Source organism: Thalassobacillus devorans MSP14 (assembly GCF_000496835.1).
In the GTDB taxonomy this organism is placed as follows: Bacteria; Bacillota; Bacilli; order Bacillales; family Halobacillaceae; genus Thalassobacillus; species Thalassobacillus devorans_B.
In genome coordinates this window covers 149,877-169,563 of record NZ_KI543238.1, presented here as the reverse complement: position 1 = coordinate 169,563, position 19,687 = coordinate 149,877, and the positions used below count along the sequence as shown (strand labels likewise).

17 protein-coding genes are annotated in these 19,687 nt (G+C 44.8%); 3 read left to right on the top strand and 14 right to left on the bottom strand.

The annotated features are described in order from the left end of the window. Positions 1–10: 10 nt before the first annotated feature. Positions 11–301 (bottom strand): Asp-tRNA(Asn)/Glu-tRNA(Gln) amidotransferase subunit GatC, encoded by a 291-nt coding sequence (gene gatC / locus P855_RS0116980; protein WP_028784690.1) that lies wholly within the window; start codon positions 299–301, stop codon positions 11–13. 294 nt (positions 302–595) lie between these two features. Here gatC and P855_RS0116975 point away from each other — a divergent pair, with 294 nt between their 5' ends. Beyond that, positions 596–1,402, top strand: coding sequence for an alpha/beta fold hydrolase (locus tag P855_RS0116975; protein ID WP_028784689.1), 807 nt, complete (start codon positions 596–598; stop codon positions 1,400–1,402). A gap of 77 nt (positions 1,403–1,479) precedes the next feature. Here P855_RS0116975 and putP read toward each other — a convergent pair whose 3' ends face one another. The 9 genes from putP to P855_RS0116925 form a co-directional block, all read right to left on the bottom strand. Further along, entirely contained in the window at positions 1,480–2,994 is a 1,515-nt protein-coding gene (gene putP / locus P855_RS0116970) for a sodium/proline symporter PutP (RefSeq protein ID WP_028784688.1), read from the bottom strand. 536 nt (positions 2,995–3,530) lie between these two features. After that, positions 3,531–5,081 (bottom strand): L-glutamate gamma-semialdehyde dehydrogenase, encoded by a 1,551-nt coding sequence (gene pruA / locus P855_RS0116960; protein WP_028784687.1) that lies wholly within the window; start codon positions 5,079–5,081, stop codon positions 3,531–3,533. Between the two features lie 178 nt (positions 5,082–5,259). After that, positions 5,260–6,381 carry a CamS family sex pheromone protein gene (locus P855_RS0116955; protein WP_028784686.1) on the bottom strand — a complete coding sequence of 374 codons (1,122 nt, stop codon included), beginning with the start codon at positions 6,379–6,381 and terminating at the stop codon, positions 5,260–5,262. An 11-nt stretch (positions 6,382–6,392) separates the two neighbouring features. Next, positions 6,393–8,396 carry an NAD-dependent DNA ligase LigA gene (ligA, locus tag P855_RS0116950; RefSeq protein ID WP_028784685.1) on the bottom strand — a complete coding sequence of 668 codons (2,004 nt, stop codon included), beginning with the start codon at positions 8,394–8,396 and terminating at the stop codon, positions 6,393–6,395. Between the two features lie 15 nt (positions 8,397–8,411). Beyond that, the gene (gene pcrA / locus P855_RS0116945; protein WP_028784684.1) at positions 8,412–10,640 is read right to left on the bottom strand and encodes a DNA helicase PcrA; all 2,229 of its coding nucleotides are present in this window, start codon (positions 10,638–10,640) and stop codon (positions 8,412–8,414) included. 20 nt (positions 10,641–10,660) lie between these two features. Continuing rightward, entirely contained in the window at positions 10,661–11,344 is a 684-nt protein-coding gene (locus P855_RS0116940) for a heptaprenylglyceryl phosphate synthase (RefSeq protein ID WP_028784683.1), read from the bottom strand. A gap of 180 nt (positions 11,345–11,524) precedes the next feature. Beyond that, complete coding sequence (locus P855_RS0116935) at positions 11,525–11,827, bottom strand: YerC/YecD family TrpR-related protein (protein WP_028784682.1); 303 nt, start codon at positions 11,825–11,827, stop codon at positions 11,525–11,527. A gap of 26 nt (positions 11,828–11,853) precedes the next feature. Further along, positions 11,854–12,921, bottom strand: coding sequence for a DUF3048 domain-containing protein (locus P855_RS0116930; RefSeq protein WP_028784681.1), 1,068 nt, complete (start codon positions 12,919–12,921; stop codon positions 11,854–11,856). Positions 12,922–12,962: 41 nt separating this feature from the next. Beyond that, a complete protein-coding gene (locus P855_RS0116925; protein WP_028784680.1) occupies positions 12,963–14,705 on the bottom strand; it encodes an adenine deaminase C-terminal domain-containing protein in 1,743 nt (580 codons plus the stop codon). Between the two features lie 113 nt (positions 14,706–14,818). Here P855_RS0116925 and P855_RS0116920 point away from each other — a divergent pair, with 113 nt between their 5' ends. Together P855_RS0116920 and P855_RS22720 are read left to right on the top strand one after the other, a co-directional pair. After that, a complete protein-coding gene (locus P855_RS0116920) occupies positions 14,819–15,076 on the top strand; it encodes a YgaP family membrane protein (protein ID WP_037986396.1) in 258 nt (85 codons plus the stop codon). Positions 15,077–15,141: 65 nt separating this feature from the next. After that, a complete protein-coding gene (locus P855_RS22720; RefSeq protein ID WP_327084789.1) occupies positions 15,142–15,246 on the top strand; it encodes an EYxxD motif small membrane protein in 105 nt (34 codons plus the stop codon). On the opposite strand, the gene purD is transcribed toward P855_RS22720, so the two are convergent. The 4 genes from purD to purM are packed head-to-tail and all read right to left on the bottom strand — an operon-like array spanning position 15,214 to position 19,651. Continuing rightward, positions 15,214–16,497 (bottom strand): phosphoribosylamine--glycine ligase, encoded by a 1,284-nt coding sequence (purD, locus tag P855_RS0116915; protein ID WP_028784678.1) that lies wholly within the window; start codon positions 16,495–16,497, stop codon positions 15,214–15,216. The genes P855_RS22720 and purD overlap by 33 nt on opposite strands. Positions 16,498–16,518: 21 nt before the next feature. Further along, positions 16,519–18,057 (bottom strand): bifunctional phosphoribosylaminoimidazolecarboxamide formyltransferase/IMP cyclohydrolase, encoded by a 1,539-nt coding sequence (gene purH / locus P855_RS0116910; RefSeq protein ID WP_037986395.1) that lies wholly within the window; start codon positions 18,055–18,057, stop codon positions 16,519–16,521. After that, positions 18,054–18,632: a phosphoribosylglycinamide formyltransferase gene (gene purN / locus P855_RS0116905; protein WP_028784676.1), complete on the bottom strand. Its 579-nt coding sequence runs from the start codon at positions 18,630–18,632 to the stop codon at positions 18,054–18,056. Before purN ends, purH begins: the two co-directional genes overlap by 4 nt. Next, complete coding sequence (purM, locus tag P855_RS0116900) at positions 18,629–19,651, bottom strand: phosphoribosylformylglycinamidine cyclo-ligase (protein WP_028784675.1); 1,023 nt, start codon at positions 19,649–19,651, stop codon at positions 18,629–18,631. Before purM ends, purN begins: the two co-directional genes overlap by 4 nt. Positions 19,652–19,687: the final 36 nt, after the last annotated feature.

The following is a 19,687-nucleotide window of genomic DNA, read 5'->3' as shown; positions in this document are numbered from 1 at the left end:
TGTACCTCCTTTATTCCAAAATAGATGGAACCTTGAATTGTCCGTCTTTATGATCTGGTGCGTTATTCATCACATCTTCTTTCTCCAGCCACTTTCTCGGCTCGTCTTTACGCATGACATTCTTTAAATCCAATACGTGTGTCGTCGGTTCGACATCGGCAGTATCCAATTCATTCAATTGCTCGGCATACGTAATGATATCGTCCAACTGCTTTGTAAACATGTCCGCTTCTTCTTCACTAATTGCAAGACGCGCCAGATTGGCCACGTGCTTCACTTCCTCTTTGCTGATTCTAGACATAACCAAACCTCCATTCAGTCTCGTACTCACATAATATTAGATGATACCAAATGATTGATTCAATAAGCAATGTTCAAGTTTTTCACCTTTCCTATCTTAACATAAAACACAGGAGAGCTCATAAGAAACTATTAAATAGGAAGGAAAGCATTACCGCAAGATTTCCTATCGAATTCGTGCTATAATTTCGATGGTACAACCGTTTTCACAACCAACACACGCTATTCCTGTTTGTTTAATGACCTGCACCTAAGGGAATTCATAATGTATGTGTTGTCACAAAGGAGATCATCAATGCTTGATTACGTTTTGAAAACAAAAGATTCTACTTCTGAGTATGTTATTTTTGTTCATGGTATTGGAGGAAACTCTACAATATTTTATAAACAGATTAAAGCTTTCCGTAAACATTTCAACGTATTGTCCATACACCTCCCCGGTCACGGGGATTCACCCAGCACTACCTCCTATTCGGAAAAAATGAGCTTTCAGACGGTAAACGAAGAAATTATCGCATTGCTTAACTACTTGAAAATCCCCAAGGCCCATTTTGTCGGTATTTCTTTGGGGTCGATGGTAATCCAGAATTTGATCAGTCATTTTCCTGAGCGGGTAAGATCTACAGTACTCGGAGGCTCCATTGTCAGGTTGAACGCTGTAGCAAAGGGCTTGCTGGTTATTGGGGAAGCAATCAAGAATTTCATGCCCTATCACGCCCTCTATCGATTGTTTGCTCATATCCTCATGCCAAGAGCCAATCACAAAGCTGGCAGAGAAACATTCATCCGTGAAGCAAAGAAGATGAAAAGGAAAGACTTTATGTCCTGGTATAAAGTAGCCAGGCACCCGAAAAAGACGTTAAAGAAAATTCATAACGCAGCAGAGGTCCCAAAGTTATTTATCTCGGGAACGCAGGATCACCTTTGTATCAAGGATGTTCGTAAAGCAGTGCAGAAAATTGCTCATGCCCGCTTAGCAGAAATACCTGACTGCGGTCATGTCTGTAACATTGAACAAGCAGATAAATTCAATGAATTAGCAATAAACTTCATCAATCAGTATCGGCATAAGAAAAAGATTCAAAACTCCGTCGCTTTGTAAAACATTACCATTGAATAAAAAGGGGCTATCCCGGTATGTCTTCGCAGACTTACGGGATAGCCCTTTTTTCATTGTAATTAACGGCGAGCCGCTTCATCAAATGCACTCATGACTTCTTTCGATGGTTTCTTCCCTGCTAAACTGACAATGACAGCCACAAGGGTATTCAGAATGAAACCAGGTATAATTTCATACAAGTCGAAGATACCGCCGCTTAGGAAATCGGCCCAGACTACGACTGTGATTGCCCCAACAATAATACCGGCAAGGGCACCATTGCGGGTAATGCCTTTCCAGAATAGGGATAACAGGATAATCGGTCCGAATGCAGCACCGAAACCTGCCCATGCGTACGAAACAAGGCTTAATACAGAACTGTCAGGATTTCCGGCAAGCAGGATTGCGATCAAGGCAATTACTGCAACTGCTAAGCGGCCTACCCATACCAATTCACGCTCTGTCGCCTGTTTACGGATGATTGCTTTATAAAAATCTTCAGCCAATGCAGAAGAAGATACAAGCAACTGAGAGTCAATCGTACTCATAATAGCAGACAGAATAGCTGCTAATAAGATACCCGAAATGACTGGGTGGAACAGAATTTGAGAAAACGCAATGAATATTTTTTCAGGGTCTGCAAGCATTTGGACGCCATTTTCATTGACAACTTCGATTCCAAATTGGCTTAACATTCCAACATCCTGGGAATTGATATAAGCAAGCCCTGCAATACCTGTAAAAATCGCACCATAAAGACCTAGTACCATCCAGCCGATACCGATGAAACGGGCTTTCGGTACATCTTTCGGTGAGCGCAGTGCCATAAAGCGCACAAGAATATGCGGCTGACCGAAATAGCCCAGACCCCAGGCCATTGACGAAATGATGGCGATGATGCCAACACCTTGTACCATATCTACGTGAGATGCACTGATATTTCCAACAGCATCAATAGTAGCATCCCATCCACCGATTTGACTGATCGCTACAATCGGAACGGCAATCAATGCGGCGAACATTAAAATACCCTGGACGAAGTCTGTCCAGCTTACAGCCAGGAAACCACCTAAGAAAGTATAAGATATGGTTACGATGGCACCGATCCAAAGCGCTTGAGTATAAGTCAATCCAAACGAAGCTTCGAACAGTTTGGCACCTGCTACCATACCGGAAGATGTGTAGAAGGTAAAGAATAGAAGGATTACAAGTGCTGAAATCACGCGTAAAATATGTGAGTTATCGTGGAAACGATTCTCTAAGTAGTCCGGAACCGTAATGGAATCATTTGCAACCTCCGTATAAATACGCAGACGACGGGCAACAAACTGCCAGTTCAAATAAGCTCCAATGGCAAGACCGACACCAATCCACGCTGCTGAGAAGCCGGAAGCATAAATAGCACCAGGCAAACCTAGCAATAGCCACCCACTCATGTCTGAAGCACCTGCACTTAACGCAGCAACACCTGGTCCCAGACGACGGCCACCTAATACATAGTCAGATAAATTACTTGTCATTTTGTATGCGGCAAAACCGATGCCAAGCATACCTAAAAGATAGATAATAAACGTTATTAACGTTGCTGTACCCATTGTTTGTTATTCGCTCCTTCCAGTAAATAGTGTAATGACGGATAGTATGATTAATATTGGCATTGGGACAAACAGCCAGAACCATGTTGCCCCGGATAATGCGAATTCTTCCATATTTCCACCTCCAAGTTTTTTGTCCGTAGCTCCGTTATACACTCCCATGCAATTTTTTAAATATTAAAAATAATGATTCAAAAGTAACAGGAGTGCTAAATCACAAACGCAGGTACAACTATATCATATACAAAGGATTTGAACATTGCAAAAATTATATCATCGACAAATGAATGTATATTTATTCATATAAACACTATATATAACGCTATATAATTTTTATATGCGATATATATTCACAAAAGGTAATAAAAAAAAATTTAATAAAATTGCTGAATACATGAATAAGATGGGTACTACTATCTACCCATACATTTTTTAACATATATTTAACCCTCAAGGATGGTGGTAGTATTTTTCCCAAACCCACAAAAAAAATCCTCCACGAACGGAGGATTTTTTGGTATCGTGTGAATTGCTTTTTATAGCATTTCAGAAGTGGTTTTTGGCTGCATGTGATGCAGAAGGTAATCTGGACCGCCTGCTTTGGAATCAGTCCCGGACATATTGAAGCCGCCGAATGGATGGTAGCCGACAATCGCTGCTGTACAACCTCGGTTAAAGTAAAGGTTTCCGACATGAAAATCCTCTCGTGCCTGTTCCAGATGCTGCCGGTTATTCGTTATGACCGCCCCTGTCAAACCATACTCGGTGTTGTTGGCGATATCGATCGCTTCATCAAATGATTCAGCTTTCGTAAACGCCACAACCGGACCGAAAATTTCTTCCTGCATGATGGTAGCTTCCGGGTCGACATCAGCGAAAATCGTCGGTTCAACGAACCATCCCTTACTTTTGTCGCCTTTTCCGCCGTGCATCAAGCGTCCTTCCTCTTTTCCTGTGGAAATGTAACCAAGAATCTTATCATAAGCTCCCTGGTCGATGACAGGCCCCATATAGAAGCTATTATCTGTTGGATCCCCGTATTTCACTTCTTTCTTCGTTTTTTCTACCACACGTTCAAGCAGCTCATCGTAGACATCTTCATGAGCGACGACACGGGAACATGCGGAACATTTCTGACCGGAGAAACCGAAAGCAGAATAAGTGATAGCATCTGCTGCAAGTTCCAGGTCAGATTCTTTATCTACAATGATCGTATCTTTTCCACCCATTTCGATGATCGTACGCTTCAGCCATTTTTGTCCATCCTGAACTTTGGCTGCACGTTCGAAAATACGGGTTCCTACTTCACGGGAGCCAGTAAAACTGACAAACCTTGTACGCGGGTGATCGACAAGATAGTCGCCCACTTCTTTACCACTGCCAGGTACATAATTGATAACGCCTGCAGGCAATCCTGCTTCTTCTAGTACTTCCATCATTTTATAAGCGATGATAGGAGTCGCACTCGCAGGTTTCAATAGGACCGTATTACCGGTGACCATAGAAGCCACTGTCGTACCGCACATGATCGCGAACAGGAAGTTCCATGGGGATATGACAACACCTACGCCCAGCGGAATATAATGAAAACGATTGTTTTCATTCGGCCTGGAATTCACTTCGACTCCTTCATCAATGCGAAGCATCTGACGGGCGTAATATTCCATGAAGTCAATCGCTTCTGCTGTATCTGCATCCGCTTCCTTCCATGGCTTGCCGCCTTCTTTAATCAGATGTGCAGTGAATTCATGTTTACGGCGGCGTACGATTGCAGCTGCACGGAATAAGATATCTGCACGTAAGCTGGCATCCGATTTGCGCCACCATTCGAAAGTTTCGTCTGCAATTTTGTGCGCTTTCTCTGCAAGGTCTCTATTTGTTTTTGATACATACCCGATGACTTCTTTCCGGTTGGCCGGGTTGACGACCTCGATTTTATCGTCCGTCATGATGCGCTCGCCACCAATGATCAGTGGATATTCTTTACCTAAATCAGATTCCACTTTGGCAATCGCCTCTTCCATTGCTTTGCGATTTTCTTCCACACTGAAATCTGTAAACGGCTCATGCTTGTAAGGTACTACCATTCTAAAACGCCTCCTTGGGAAATAGAAATAGAAGCCCGCTTTCGTCTCACATATGTAACCTTATTAAAGCGCTTCCATTACATATTCTATCCTATCTCTACCAACTCTTCAAACGTAATACTATTTTTCCGTGCCAGTTAAAAAATCCCACCCGGCTAAGTGCCGGGTGGTTGTCAGTTTAATAGATATGCACGGAAGGTTCTTCTTCCCCACGCTTTTTCACAATCAAGCTTTCCGGCTTGTTATTGCTATGGATCTTCACTTCTATTGTATATCCTTTATTGAACATCTCCATAACTAAGCCGTAGACATATTGGGTGAAACCGATCACTTCCGTTTTTGAATAGAATTGGATCGGAATTTCAATGGAAATTTCCCTTAATTTATCTTCTACATAAAATCCTTCCCCGACAAATCCTACGAAGTTAGGGAAATACTTGGATACTTCGTTACGAAACTCGCCAATCAGCTGGGAATCTTCGAAATGCTTTTCTTCTGCTTCGCTGGACGGAAATAAAATGTAATCTTCATTGATGTCTTTCCAACCGGATGCTGTGGCGCTCCCGCCTTTTACATATGTTTTTTTAACAAAATCGCCTGGCACAGCTGAACCTGATTTTTCCTCGCGATAGAGCGCAATCATAACGGGAACATTCTGTAAGGCTTCATTACTGCGAATTTCTTTAAGTACACGGTCAGCTGTTTTTTGCCCGACAGCCAGGATTTCCTTGTCAGAAACCTCCTCATCGTAGGTCGGTCCCCCGATTTCCGTCTGAAAGGAGTAGGTGGACTTCAAAGCTATTCCAATCGATATCCCCGCAATCTTGACTACTCCTTCTTTTTCTTCTTTCAAGTAATTCTGCTCCAGGATGTGGGACAACACGCGGGGATTTTCCCGGTAATCTTCTTCTTTTTCTAATTTATCACGGTTAGGATTCAATCCATCGATCAGCGACAGGACTGTATTTTTATCTAAATACTGTCCAGCCTGAAAATAATAGGATTCTGGATCGAAAAACTCTTTCGAATGCCGCTGCAACCCGGTTTCCAGCGCATCAATATCAAGACGATTACTGATTTGACGGGTAAGAGCGCCTCTGGCTTTAGCCTTTTTTGGTCCATCTTCGGTCAAAATCGTTTTGTAATGCTCCTCGGAAATATTGTGGCGTGGAACGATGGCTGTCTCGTTTTTATCTTCCTTGGAGTTTTCCTGGACAATTTCTTCTTCATTATCGTAGACCGGGATACACCCGCTCAGCACCAGAAGCGTAATCATCCATAATACATGCAGCTTTCTCATATTTCCACTCCCTAAGCATCCAATGCTTGTTTGAACTTCTTTTCATCCCAAATCTCTACCCCTAGTTCTTGCGCTTTATCATACTTCGAGCCAGCATCTTCCCCTGCTATCAATATATCTGTCTTTTTGCTGACACTACCCGTGATGTTGCCGCCAAAGTCTTCCACTAATTTTTTTGCTTCCGAACGGGTATAATCTTCCATTTTTCCGGTCAGCACAATCGTTTTATCCAAAAATGGTGAGTCAGTGGGCTGGTCGTCCTTTTTACGTCCTTTATATTCCATATTGAGGCCTAGACGTTTTAATTCCGTAAGCAAATCCTGTACTTTGGGCTCGTCAAAATAACGATAAATAGAATCAGCCATCTTTTCTCCGATTTCATTGACTGCCGTCAAGTCTTCGAAGCTCGCTTCCTGCAGGTTGTCCATCGTCCCAAATGTTTCTGCTAAAGTTTTAGCAGCTTTTGAACCGACATAACGGATTCCGAGACCGAACAAGAGCCGCTCTAACGAGTTCTCCCTGGAAGCCTCAATAGCATTCAGGAGATTATCTACTGACTTTTCACCCATCCGTTCCAGCTTCAGAAGCTCCTCGCGATCCAGTTTATAGAGGTCTGCGATAGTCGACACGAGATTTTCTTTAAACAGCTGGGCAATCACTTTTTCTCCGAGACCATCAATATTCATTGCATTTCTTGATACAAAATGAATCAAACCTTCGCGTAATTGAGCGGGACAGTTAGGATTGATACAGCGGAGAGCGACTTCCTCCTCTAAGCGGACCAGCTCACTGCCGCATTCCGGACAGTGTTCCGGCATCCGGTAAGGCTCCTCTTCCCCCGTACGCTCATCCATCACGACCCTTACTACCTCCGGGATGATGTCTCCCGCTTTTTTGATGACTACCGTATCACCAATACGGATATCTTTTTCCTTAATTAAATCTTCATTATGCAGCGAAGCACGCTGTACGGTTGTACCCGCCACCTTTACCGGTTCAAGAATGGCAGTTGGTGTCACAGCTCCTGTACGTCCTACACTTAGTTCAATATCTTTCAGATGGGTGATCGCTTCTTCAGCCGGGAACTTATAGGCAGTCGCCCAACGGGGGCTTTTAGCTGTAAACCCCAGCTCCTCCTGCTGATCCAGCCGGTCTACCTTAATGACGATGCCATCGATTTCATAATCGAGGTCCATTCGTCTTTCCACCCAGCCATTGACATAATCGATCACTTCATCAATATTACGGCACTTTTTCCATTCCGGATTGGTTTTCAGCCCTAGTTCCTCTAATTTTTCGAGGCGCTCACTATGGGATTCCAGTTTGCTGTCCTTCCACTCCCCGACACCATATAAAAAGATATCGAGATTACGTTTGGAAGCGATTTTAGGATCGAGCTGACGCAACGATCCTGCTGCAGCATTACGCGGATTGGCAAAAGGCTCATCCCCATTTGCTTCTTTTTCTTCATTGAGCGCTATAAATGACCTTTTCGGCATATAGGCTTCTCCACGAACTTCCAACGTATGGTTTTCCTTCAGGCGGAGTGGAATATTGCGGATCGTACGCAGGTTTTTCGTGATGTCTTCCCCGGTGGTCCCGTCTCCACGAGTGGCTCCCCTTACAAACAAACCATCTTCATATGTCAAAGAAACCGCAAGCCCATCAATTTTCAGTTCACAGACATAGGAGACTTCTTCCTCTACACCGCCCCGGGCACGACGATCGAAATCCCGGAGTTCTTCTTCATTAAATGCATTCCCAAGGCTTAGCATCGGTACATTATGCTGTACCTTTTTGAACGCCTCCAGCGGTGGTCCGCCGACACGTTGAGATGGAGAATCAGGGGTGATCAATTCCGGGAATTGCTCTTCAATTTCGATCAATTCCCGCATCTTCATATCGTATTGGTAATCAGAAACACTTGGACTATCCTGAACATGATATTCATAATTATACTGGTTCAATTGTTCACGCAGTGTTTCCAGTTTTTGTTTTGCTTCCGTTTCATTCACAGGAGCCACCTCACCTTAACTTTTTGTGATTGGTGCGAATTTGGCCAACAGGCGTTTGACACCGACCGGTGCCGGAAACGCGATATCAAGCTCCATCGCTTCTCCTTCTCCCTGTACCTTGACGACCGTACCCTCGCCCCATTTTTTATGTTGAGCTTTGTCGCCAGCTTGCCAGGTGATTTTCTCGCCGCCAGATGCTGTCTTTTTCTTGATTTTCTGAGCAGCTCGTTTCGGCTGAGTGGATGCCTCAAAGCCGGCAGTGCGTTTTTGGTTGTTGAAAAACGGCAAGTTTTCTTTCTCTGCTTTACCTTCAATCATATCTGCTGGAATTTCATTGATAAACCGGCTGACCGGGTTCATATTCGTCCTTCCATATAACGTGCGCATTTTTGCATGAGTCAAGTACAGCTGCTTTTCCGCCCGGGTAATTCCCACGTAAGCAAGCCGACGTTCTTCTTCCATCTCTTCCTCATCCATGATGGAACGGCTATGCGGGAAGACATTTTCCTCCATCCCGATTAAAAAGACAATTGGGAACTCCAGTCCTTTCGCTGAATGAAGAGTCATAAGGACGACTTTATTATCCCCCATCGGATCTTCATCCATTTGATCGATATCGGCAATCAAAGCAAGGTCAGTCAAAAAGGCAATCAATGTTTTATCTTCGCTGTTTTCCTCGAAGTTCTTAGTCACGGACTTAAATTCTTCGATGTTTTCCAAACGGCTTTGCGCTTCGATACTCTTTTCATTCTTCAGCATTTCTTCATAACCTGTCTTATCGATGACTTCCTGAACCATATCTGTCGCAGATAAAAATTCCTGCTGTTTTGTCCAGTTATCAATCATCGTACGGAAATCCATGATCGCTTTTGCTGCCCGGGCGCTGACACCGACAAAATCCACTTCTGCCGCTGCTTCAAAAAGGGAAATATCGTGATCTGCACTATAGGCCTGCAGCTTTTCTATGCTCGTTTTTCCAACCCCACGCTTCGGCTCGTTAACGACACGAGTAAAACTCAAGTCATCGTTCGGATTAGCGATCAAGCGCAAGTAGGCAAGCATATCCTTGATTTCTTTACGATCGTAGAACTTCGTCCCGCCAATCATCTGATATGGGATGCCTGCTTTGACGAATGTTTCCTCAATCGTACGGGACTGTGCATTCGTCCGGTAAAGAATTGCGATATCTTTATACTGGCACAGGTTGTCATGAACCATTTCTTCTATTTTATTTGTGACAAACAGCCCTTCTTCCCTTTCCGTCGCTGCCTGGTGGTAAGATATTTTCTCGCCACCGTCATTATCGGTCCATAAGCGTTTCGGTTTACGACCGGAATTGTTCTCGATCACCTTGTTGGCGGCATCAAGAATTAACTTGGTGGAGCGGTAATTTTGCTCCAGCATGATGACGCGTGCGTTTGGATAGTCGCTTTCAAATGACAGGATATTCTGGATATCCGCCCCACGCCAGCGATAAATTGACTGGTCGGAATCCCCGACGACACATAGATTCTGATAGCGGCTCGCTAACTGATTGACAAGCTGGTACTGGGCATGGTTGGTATCCTGATATTCATCCACATGGATATACTGGAAACGGCGCTGGTAATATTCTAGCACTTCCGGCACCCTGTCGAATAGATTTAGTGTCTGCATGATCAAGTCGTCGAAATCGAGCGACTGATTTTTACGCAGCGTTTTTGTATAACGCTTGTACACTTCTGCAACTTGTTCTTCATAATAGCTTCCCGCCTGCTGCGCATAGTCATCCGATGACATCAGTTCATTTTTCGCTCCACTGATTGCGCCAAGCATAGCACGTGGATCCCATTTTTTAGGGTCCAGGTTGAGCTGCTTTAATACCTGTTTGATGACCGACAACTGGTCACTGGAATCAAGAATGGAAAAATTGCGGTCGAATCCGATCCGGTCGATATCACGACGCAATATCCGTACACACATCGAATGGAACGTCGACATCCAAATCGCATCGCCTTCCGCTCCGACCAGACTTTCCACCCTTTCTTTCATCTCGCGGGCTGCTTTATTCGTAAACGTGATTGCGAGAATGCTGCGTGGAGAAACTTCCTTTTCTTGCAGCAGATAGGCGATCCGATGGGTAAGTACGCGTGTTTTCCCACTTCCTGCACCTGCCATGATCAGTAGTGGTCCTTCTGTATGTGTCACAGCATTCCGCTGTTGTTCGTTCAGGCCTTTCAATAACCCGTTGATTGCCTGGGCCATATTGACACCATCCTTTATTTTTATCCTTTTGCTGCCTTGACCGTTTTCAAAGCAGATTTTATATCATCATAAACGACGTTTCCTACAACGATGACGTCCGCGTACTGCTTCATTTCTTCCGCCTGTCCTGCTGTAGTGATTCCGCCGCCATAAAAAAGGCACGTTTTTTCAAGCGTGTCTTTTACGTTTTGGACGAGCTCGGCATCTCCGTAGACTCCGCTATATTCCAGGTAAAAAATCGGCAGTTGGTACATATGCTCCGCCATTCGCGCATAGGCAATGACATCTTCTTTGGAGGGAAGGATGCTGTTTGTGTACTGAAAAGCTTTCGCATCTTCATTAAGAATACAATATCCTTCTACCAGCATCTCTTCCCAGTTCATAATATCCCCGTACTCTTTCACCGCCTGGTGCTGGATATCCATCATCCATTTTTTATCCTGACTGTTCATCACCATCGGAATAAAGTAAAAATCAAAGCCCGGGGTAATGGCATCGAGATTAGAAACCTCCAGCACACACGGTACCGAATAGCGCCGTATTCTGGCCATTAGATTCAGGACATCATCAAGTGTGACATTATCCGTGCCACCGACGATGACAGCGTCTGTCCCTGATTCGCATATCTGTTCCAAATGTTCATCTGAAATTTCTTTGTTCGGATCGAGCTTGAATACATGCTGCCATTCGTTCACATTGTACACGATTGTATCCTCCAATACCTATAATCCATTATTACATTATAGCAAAAACCACTACCAGAAAGGAACCAGCATCCCCCTTTCTTCCAAAGACTGATTGGAGGAAAGAAAATAGCAAAATACAAGCTGCCCTTATCTCTTCAACGAAAAAATCGCGCCCCTGATGCGGAGCGCGATTTTTACTTATTCACTTTTTTGGGCGGCCAGACGATCGAGTGCCATCTGGTATGCATCGTTACCGTAATTCAAGCTGCGCTTGACCCGGGAAATTGTTGCCGTCGAAGCCCCGGTTTCTGTCTCAATTTTATGATAAGTGTACCCTTCACGAAGCATCCGGGCCACCTCAAGGCGCTGTGCCAATGACTGGACTTCGTTCATCGTAGCCAAGTCATCAAAAAAGCGATAGCATTCTTCCACATTTTCCAGAGCGAGGATAGCATCAAACAGCTGATCAAGCGTCTTCCCCCGTAATTTATCAATTTGCATTAACCTTCATCCTCCTATTCTCCTGTTTACCGATACGAAACAGAACGTTCGAGACCAGGATCAGCCGGAATGACATTCACCCATGTCTGCCCTGGAACCAGTCCCAGCTTTTCTTTCCCCTGATAAGGGACGATACGGCCGGAATCATTTTTCCAGGTCACTTCGTGAAGCTTTCCCTTCTGAAGTAAATACCCTTTTCCACCAGTATTTAAATCAATCTCTCTGCGCCCAGCCGAATCAATTACTCGATGACTCGTTTCTATAATCAATACATTATCCAGTTCGATAGGTGTCTGGCCCTCTCGTTCTACTGTCTGTTTCCCATCATTGTAACGGATGTAACGCTCTTTATCCTCATCATATTCGTAGGCTACGGTCACACCAAAACGATTCGAGTAGACAATTTTCACATCCGTAACATCTTTCCCATTCTGCGTTTTTTTCGAATTCTCATCCGTGTAAAAGTACGGTTCAATCTGATGGCTTGCTGTGTAGCCTTTCTGCTCTATGACCGCAGGTATACCGTCCGTAAGTAAGTACGAATTGTGCGGGGCTTTCCTGGTATTATCCCGCCGGAACAGCTTCCCGTCATTATCATATACTGCCCCGTTCAGATAGTCGTGGCCATCATTCCTGATTTGGTCATCAATGAATTTAGCGGCTCCATGGTAGGTGTAGATAGCGTCATGAGCTTTGGCAAGCTTGAAATAATAAGGACGCGCACTTCTTACAGGACCGATTTCATCTGGTATGTTACTATGAAAAACCGCTAAAAATCTAGTGATTTCTCCTTCTGCCAGTAACTCATAAACAATATCAGCCTGGCTGAGCCCTGTCTGAGGCCTTGCTTTCGAATGATTGTTCACCATTACAGCGATAGCACGATGATCGACAGTGTCATTAGTCGGTTCTCCAGTAAAAGGATATACATTGGTATATGTATTCTCCTCAGGTTTTTCTTTCCCATAGTTTCCCGGATCGCGTGTTTCTTTTTCTGGAGCATCCGCTGGCTCTTTACCTTCAGTTTCATCACTTGTACAGGCGGCGAGCAGAAGAGGCAAGAGCAGCAAAAGCATCATTACATACTTGTTCACGTATTCCCACCCTTACTTTATTATTTTTCTATATTAACATTTTAACGCATTATTGCAGGAAAGAGTACCTCTTTCTTTTTAATATCCAATATCCCTACCGGGGTAATGCGCACATAAGGCAAATGCACTGAAGATAAAAATAGCAATGTGTAGACAGGATCTTTATATCGATAACCGAAGCTTTCCATGTGCTTCCGCAGTTCTTTTTCTTTTGCCATTACCTGCTCCATATTTTCATTGGACATGACACCGCCAAGCTTGAGCGGCATTTCGAAGATGACTTCCCCTTCGTGTACCAGGACAATGCCGCCTCCTATTTCCTTCATTCTGTTAAAAGCGATTCTCATATCATGCTTGCTTTTCCCAATCAGGACAATATCCCCTGTATTGGAATAAGAACTTATCAGAGCTCCTAGTTTATTGGTAAACCCTTTAAGAATTGTATTAACCCGCCATTCCCCTTCCCGGTCGAGAAGCATCAGGAACGCTTCATCATTCTCATACGATAATATATCTGCTGAAGCATCAATACTTACCGCATATGGCTGAAGAATGACAGCACTGGTCATTTTCATGCCCAATGGCATGGAAAATTGCAAATCTTCCTCCTGTAAATCCCAGTCCAATTGGAGTGGTGTCACACCGAAAGAAGGAAAATCAATTTTCTTATCGATGGTAATTGCTTCATCATCACGCTTTACCCATTCTCCCTTGGCAAGTACAGAGTGCGGATGCGGATCATCCGGAGTACGAAGGAAATTCAAATGAGCGGTTCTGCCAGGAGCGATGCTTCCGACACGGTGTTCAATACCAAAATGACGTGCCGCATGATAGGATGCCATAAGATAGGCATCTACTGTCGGCACACCGGCTTCCATTGCTAATTCAACACAGGTATCCATGATTCCCTGTTCATAAAAGCTTGGAGTAGAACCATCCGTAGTCATCATAAAGTGATCGAACTGGGTGTGACCCCGATCTACCAGCTCTTTTAACATGTCATACAAATCCGGGCGAATAGAAGAATTACGAAGACCGACATTGTAGCCAAGCGCTAATCGCTTCAATACTTCATCTGCCGTAATCGCCTCGTGGTCGGAATCCACACCGAGCAGACGCATTTTGGTCAACGTCTTTTCCGATGCCCCAGGCAAATGCCCTTCCACCGGCTTACGAAGCCTGGTTGTTTCTTGCATCCAATATAGCGTCTGATCATCGCCCTTCATCACTTCCGGCCAGGAGGTCAACTCCCCGCCCTGGATGACAGCATCATGATGCAGCCAAGGCATTACTTTTTCTGAAAACTCCTCCTGATCCGTTTCCTGCAGGACGGATTGTGAATCGTAGCGTCCCCACCAGAACATGGAGCAAGGAAGTTCTACAAATTCCTCCAATAAAGAAAACGCTTTCTTTTCATCCAATAAAAAAAGCCACATCAAGTTGTCATTAATCAGCGTTGTGGTCCCTGTCTCAGCTGCATAAAGCCCTAGACTTTGGGGATTATATAACTGGAACGGATGAGAATGAGGCTCGATATAGCCAGGTACGATATACTGCCCTTCTGCATCAATGATCTCAGTTCCCTGGATGTTGCCAGGCATCTCCTGGCCAACATAAACGATCCTGTCCTGATCCAGCCATATGTTACCTTCCATCCATTGTTTCATATATACATTCAAGTACGTAGCATGTTTAATTACTTTGGTAGGCGCTTGTTTTCCATCGATGATGGAGGCATGCTCTCTTAGCTGCCGATTGCGCCAACGGAATCGATTTTCGTTCATTTTCCTTCCCCCAATTTGGAGTTTCTTTCTATGTTAACACAGGAAGCGTTTTCACGCAGTAACGTTTTGAAGTATTATTTGACGAAATTATGACAGGAAAGCGGTGTTTTTTTATGCTTAAACGAATCAAGCCAAATATTGGTATCTTAAATGCTATGGTCAGGATTACTGCCGGGTTCACTTTAATGAGTTATTGCACGATACGGGCATTGAAACGTCCTTATTCTGAAACCAATGTACTGTGGATTATAATCGGGGCAATGAAAATCGCAGAAGGTATAGTGCGATACTGTCCGGTGACAGCCGTCCAAAAAGGAATGGAAGATAACGATAGCAAAAATGAACAGGAACAAACCTTTAACCCATCTTAACAACATAGAAAAGGGGTTACTCTCATCAGGAATAACCCTTTCCTATAAAAGGAGTGAATCCTATTATGGACATCATGGAATATTTTACGGACACTTCATTTGTACTGGTGGTCCTTATCGGGAGTATTATTGCGCTTTTATATGCTTTTATGAAAAAACGACGGTCTTAGTGCACGCTTGGCTATGTCAGTACGATAGAAAAATTGTGCCGAATCATCGAATGCCTGTAGTTTTTGATATACATTCTGCATCGCTTCTTCGAGCTCCATCGCATAAGAATATGCCAGCAGTACGCGTCCTCCATCCGATACAAAGCGGTTTCCCTGCCGCTTCGTCCCGGCATGGATGATGGTCACTAAGGATTCTTCTATAGGTAGATCCGGGAGCGGCTTCCCTTTTTCATAAGCTTCGGGATAACCTTCTGAGGCAACGACTACTCCACCGCAATAACCTTGTTTCCATTGAAGTTGGGGATCATTACCCTCCAATACATCAAGCATTACTTGAACTAAATCATTTTTCAGCAAAGGCAGTACAACTTGTGTTTCGGGATCACCGAACCTGGCATTGAATTCAATGACTTTAGGCCCCTCCTCCGTCTGAATAAGGCCAGCGTACAGGATACCGGTAAACGGCCTCCCTTCGTCAGCTAATGCTTTGGCGGCCGGATTCAGAATACGGCTGATAGCAGCATCTATATCTTCATCAGATAAAAACGGGACAGGAGCATATGCCCCCATGCCGCCTGTGTTTGGACCCTTATCGCCATCAAAAGCACGTTTATGATCTTGCGAAGGGAGCATGGCATATACCTGTTCTCCGTTTACGAACGCCATCAGGGAAAACTCTTCCCCTTGTAAAAATTCTTCGATAACAATTTCCTTGCTCGCTTCCCCATACTGTCCTTCAATCAGCATCCTATCCACCGCTTGTTTAGCTTCTTCATCGGTTTCTGCAACGACTACACCTTTTCCAGCTGCTATACCATCCGCTTTGATAACAATTGGCACGCCCTTGGCATCTATATATGCTTTCGCTTCGTTCGGATCCGTGAACACACTGTACCCGGCTGTCGGAATATCGTATTTTTCCATCAATGCTTTAGCGAAATGCTTACTGCCTTCAATTTCCGCAGCCTGCTTATCAGGACCAAAGACGGTGAGCCCGGCTTTTTGGAACTCGTCAATGACTCCAGCCATCAAAGGGTTTTCCGGTCCTACGATAGTAAGACCTACCTCATGTTCCCGGGCGAAAGCAAGCAATCCTTCACTGTCTGTTTCGTTGATAGCCACCCGTTCTGCCAGTGCGTCCATTCCGCCATTGCCAGGGGCTGCGAAAATCTTATTGACCTGAGGACTTTGATGAATCTTTTGGATGATGCTATGTTCACGCCCGCCCCGGCCGATAACCAATACGTTCATAACGTTTCACTCCCATTTGGATTAATGTTTGAAATGACGCATGCCCGTAAATACCATTGCTATTCCATGCTTGTTGCACGCATCAACGGACTCCTGATCCCGTTTCGATCCGCCAGGCTGGATAATTGCTTTGATTCCGGCTTCAGCTGCCACTTCCACCGTATCTGGCATTGGGAAGAAAGCGTCAGATGCCATCACAGCCCCTTTCGCTTTATCAGCCGCCTGCTCTAAGGCAATTTTTGCTGCGCCGACACGATTCATCTGCCCGGCACCAATGCCTAACGTCTGGTCTGCTTTAGCAACTACGATTGCGTTTGATTTCACATGCTTGACCACTTGCCAGCTCAGTTTCAAGTCTTCCATTTCCTGTTCGGTAGGCTCGCGATCAGTCGCGACCTGCAAGTCAACGGAGTCGATGTTTCCTTCATCTGTATCCTGTACCAGCAGCCCACCACCGACAGAAGTAAGCTTATGTGCCTTCTTGCTGTTTTTCTTCCAATTCACTTCCAACAAGCGAAGGTTTTTCTTTTTAGTCAGCACATCTAATGCTTCCTGACTGAATTTCGGTGCAATGATTATTTCGAGGAAGATTTCACTCATCTTTTCTGCAGTAAGCAAATCGACTTCCTGGTTGACAGCGACGATGCCGCCAAATATGGAAACCGGGTCCCCTTCATACGCTTTTTGGTATGCCTCTAAAAGGTTATTTCCAGTACCAACCCCACAAGGATTCATATGCTTGACTGCGACCGCTGCGGGTTTTTTGAATTCCTGAACGATTTCAAGCGCAGCATTGGCATCCTGGATGTTATTGTAGGAAAGCTCTTTGCCATTCAGCTGCTCAGCATTGGCCAGAGTGGCACCTGCTGCATTAGCCTGTCTATAAAAAGCGGCTGTCTGATGGGGGTTTTCCCCGTAACGAAGGGACTGTACTTTTTCAAAAGTTGCGGTGTATGTTTCAGGATAGTCATCTTCTGTCCTTTCTGTAAAGTACGCCGCAATCGCCGCATCATAATTGGCAGTATGACGGTAGACTTTACCAGCGAGACGCTTGCGCATTTCGACACTAAGTCCGTCATTTTGCAATGCACCTGCTACTGTCTCATAATCCTCCGGATCCACGACCACAACCACATCGTGGAAGTTTTTAGCCGCAGCACGCAGCATAGTAGGACCACCGATATCTATATTTTCAATCGCATCGGCTTCTGTCACATCAGGATTGGCAATTGTTTGTTGGAAAGGATATAAATTGACGACGACCACATCAATCGTGTCCAGTTCCAGTTTACGCAGCTGATCCATATGGACTTCGTTGTCCCGCTTTGCCAGCAATGCACTATGTACAGCTGGATGAAGGGTTTTGACACGCCCATCCATGATTTCCGGGAAGTTGGTTACGTCACTGACCGATAGTACCGGCAGTCCTGCTTCCTCAATCACTTTTTTCGTCCCGCCCGTAGATACCAGCTCATATCCGTTCTCTACTAATTGTTTTGCAAAACCGGCCAATCCGGTTTTATCAGAAACACTCAACAATGCTCGCTTCTTTTCACTCAATGTATTTCCTCCTCGACTAATAATGATTGGATAACCTTAGGATACAGGGAATGTTCAATGGCCTGGATTTTTTTCTGCAGGCTTTCTCTCGTATCTTCGGCTGTGATCCGGACTGCTTCCTGTTCTATAATCGGACCGGTATCCATCCCGTTGTCAATGTAATGGATGGTCACCCCTGTCACCTTCACTCGCTTTTCAAAAGCCTGGCCGATAGCATCTTTACCGGGAAAAGCAGGCAAAAGTGATGGATGGATATTGATGATCCGGTTTTGGTATGGGGCCAATAGAACAGGCCCGATCAATCGCATATATCCGGCAAGAAATATCCACTCAATTCCCCGTTCCTTACATTCTAATAGAATTTGCCGTTCATACGCATCCTTTCCATCAAATTCCTTCGGTGAGAATACGAACGTGTCGATGTTTTTCTTCTCTGCTTTCTCAATCACGTGCGCATTACTGCGATCACAGACAAGTAAACGGATGTCACAGGGAATTTCCCCCTTTTCTGAAGCCCGGACAATAGAATCAAAATTACTACCTGTACCTGAGGCGAAAATGGCAGCCTTGATCATGTCCACTGAATCCCTTCCTGCGCTGTCACCATTCCGATGTGATAGGCGGTTTCTCCGCTTTCTTCCAAACGTTTCATCACTTCTTCCCGGACTGCTTCTGAGACGATCGCGATCATTCCGATGCCCATATTGAACACCCTATACATTTCATCATCAGACAGATTTCCCTTCTGCTGTAGGAATGGGAATACCTCAGGCTGCTTCCATGCGGAGCGATCAATTTCTACACCAAAGCCATCCGGCAGTGCACGGGGAATATTCTCATAGAAACCGCCGCCTGTAATATGAGCGATCCCTTTGATTTCTGCATGCTGTTTCATTGTCTTCACTTGCCTGGCATAAAGTCTTGTAGGTGTCAGAAGTACTTCTCCCAAAGCTACCGATAATTCCGGAAAAGCTTGTTGAAGATCCAGGTTATGCTCCGCAATGATTTTTCTTACTAAGGAAAAACCGTTGGAATGAACCCCTGATGAAGCCAGGCCGATCACTGCATCTCCTGCTCTGACATCCTCTCCGGTAATCAATTCGCCCTTCTCTGCAATACCAACGACAAACCCGGCCAGGTCATACTCTCCGGGGTCATACATTCCAGGCATTTCCGCTGTTTCCCCGCCAATCAGAGCACATCCGGATTGTTCACAGCCATCCGCGATACCTTTGACAATCTGTTCGATCTCATCAGGATTATTTTTTCCGCAAGCGATATAATCTAAGAAAAATAACGGATCCGCCCCTTGAGCGACGATATCATTGACACACATCGCCACAGCATCCTGACCAATGGTATCATGTTTATCCATTTCGAATGCCAGCTTCAGCTTGGTCCCTACTCCATCCGTGCCGGTGACCAGCACTGGATGCTCATAGTCGAATTTACTGATATCGAATATTCCTGCAAAGGCGCCCAGACTTCCGACCACTTCCGGGCGCAGTGTCCGCGTCACATGTTTTTTCATTTGTTCCACAGCTTGATAGCCTGCTTCCACATCGACACCTGCTTGTTTATAACGCTCGCTCATGTTAACCCCTCTTTTCATTTTATTTCTTCTTAACAG

Bases quoted from the DNA above. Each gene is read 5' to 3' on its own strand.
- putP (WP_028784688.1), bottom strand. From the start codon at position 2,994: ATGGGTACAGCAACGTTAATAACGTTTATTATCTATCTTTTAGGTATG.
- gatC (WP_028784690.1), bottom strand. From the start codon at position 301: ATGTCTAGAATCAGCAAAGAGGAAGTGAAGCACGTGGCCAATCTGGCG.
- pruA (WP_028784687.1), bottom strand. From the start codon at position 5,081: ATGGTAGTACCTTACAAGCATGAGCCGTTTACAGATTTCAGTGTGGAA.
- P855_RS0116935 (WP_028784682.1), bottom strand. From the start codon at position 11,827: ATGCAAATTGATAAATTACGGGGGAAGACGCTTGATCAGCTGTTTGAT.
- P855_RS0116920 (WP_037986396.1), top strand. From the start codon at position 14,819: ATGCTTAAACGAATCAAGCCAAATATTGGTATCTTAAATGCTATGGTC.
- purM (WP_028784675.1), bottom strand. From the start codon at position 19,651: ATGAGCGAGCGTTATAAACAAGCAGGTGTCGATGTGGAAGCAGGCTAT.
- P855_RS0116955 (WP_028784686.1), bottom strand. From the start codon at position 6,381: ATGAGAAAGCTGCATGTATTATGGATGATTACGCTTCTGGTGCTGAGC.
- purN (WP_028784676.1), bottom strand. From the start codon at position 18,632: ATGATCAAGGCTGCCATTTTCGCCTCAGGTACAGGTAGTAATTTTGAT.
- purD (WP_028784678.1), bottom strand. From the start codon at position 16,497: ATGAACGTATTGGTTATCGGCCGGGGCGGGCGTGAACATAGCATCATC.
- P855_RS0116975 (WP_028784689.1), top strand. From the start codon at position 596: ATGCTTGATTACGTTTTGAAAACAAAAGATTCTACTTCTGAGTATGTT.
- pcrA (WP_028784684.1), bottom strand. From the start codon at position 10,640: ATGGCCCAGGCAATCAACGGGTTATTGAAAGGCCTGAACGAACAACAG.
- P855_RS22720 (WP_327084789.1), top strand. From the start codon at position 15,142: ATGGACATCATGGAATATTTTACGGACACTTCATTTGTACTGGTGGTC.
- P855_RS0116925 (WP_028784680.1), bottom strand. From the start codon at position 14,705: ATGAACGAAAATCGATTCCGTTGGCGCAATCGGCAGCTAAGAGAGCAT.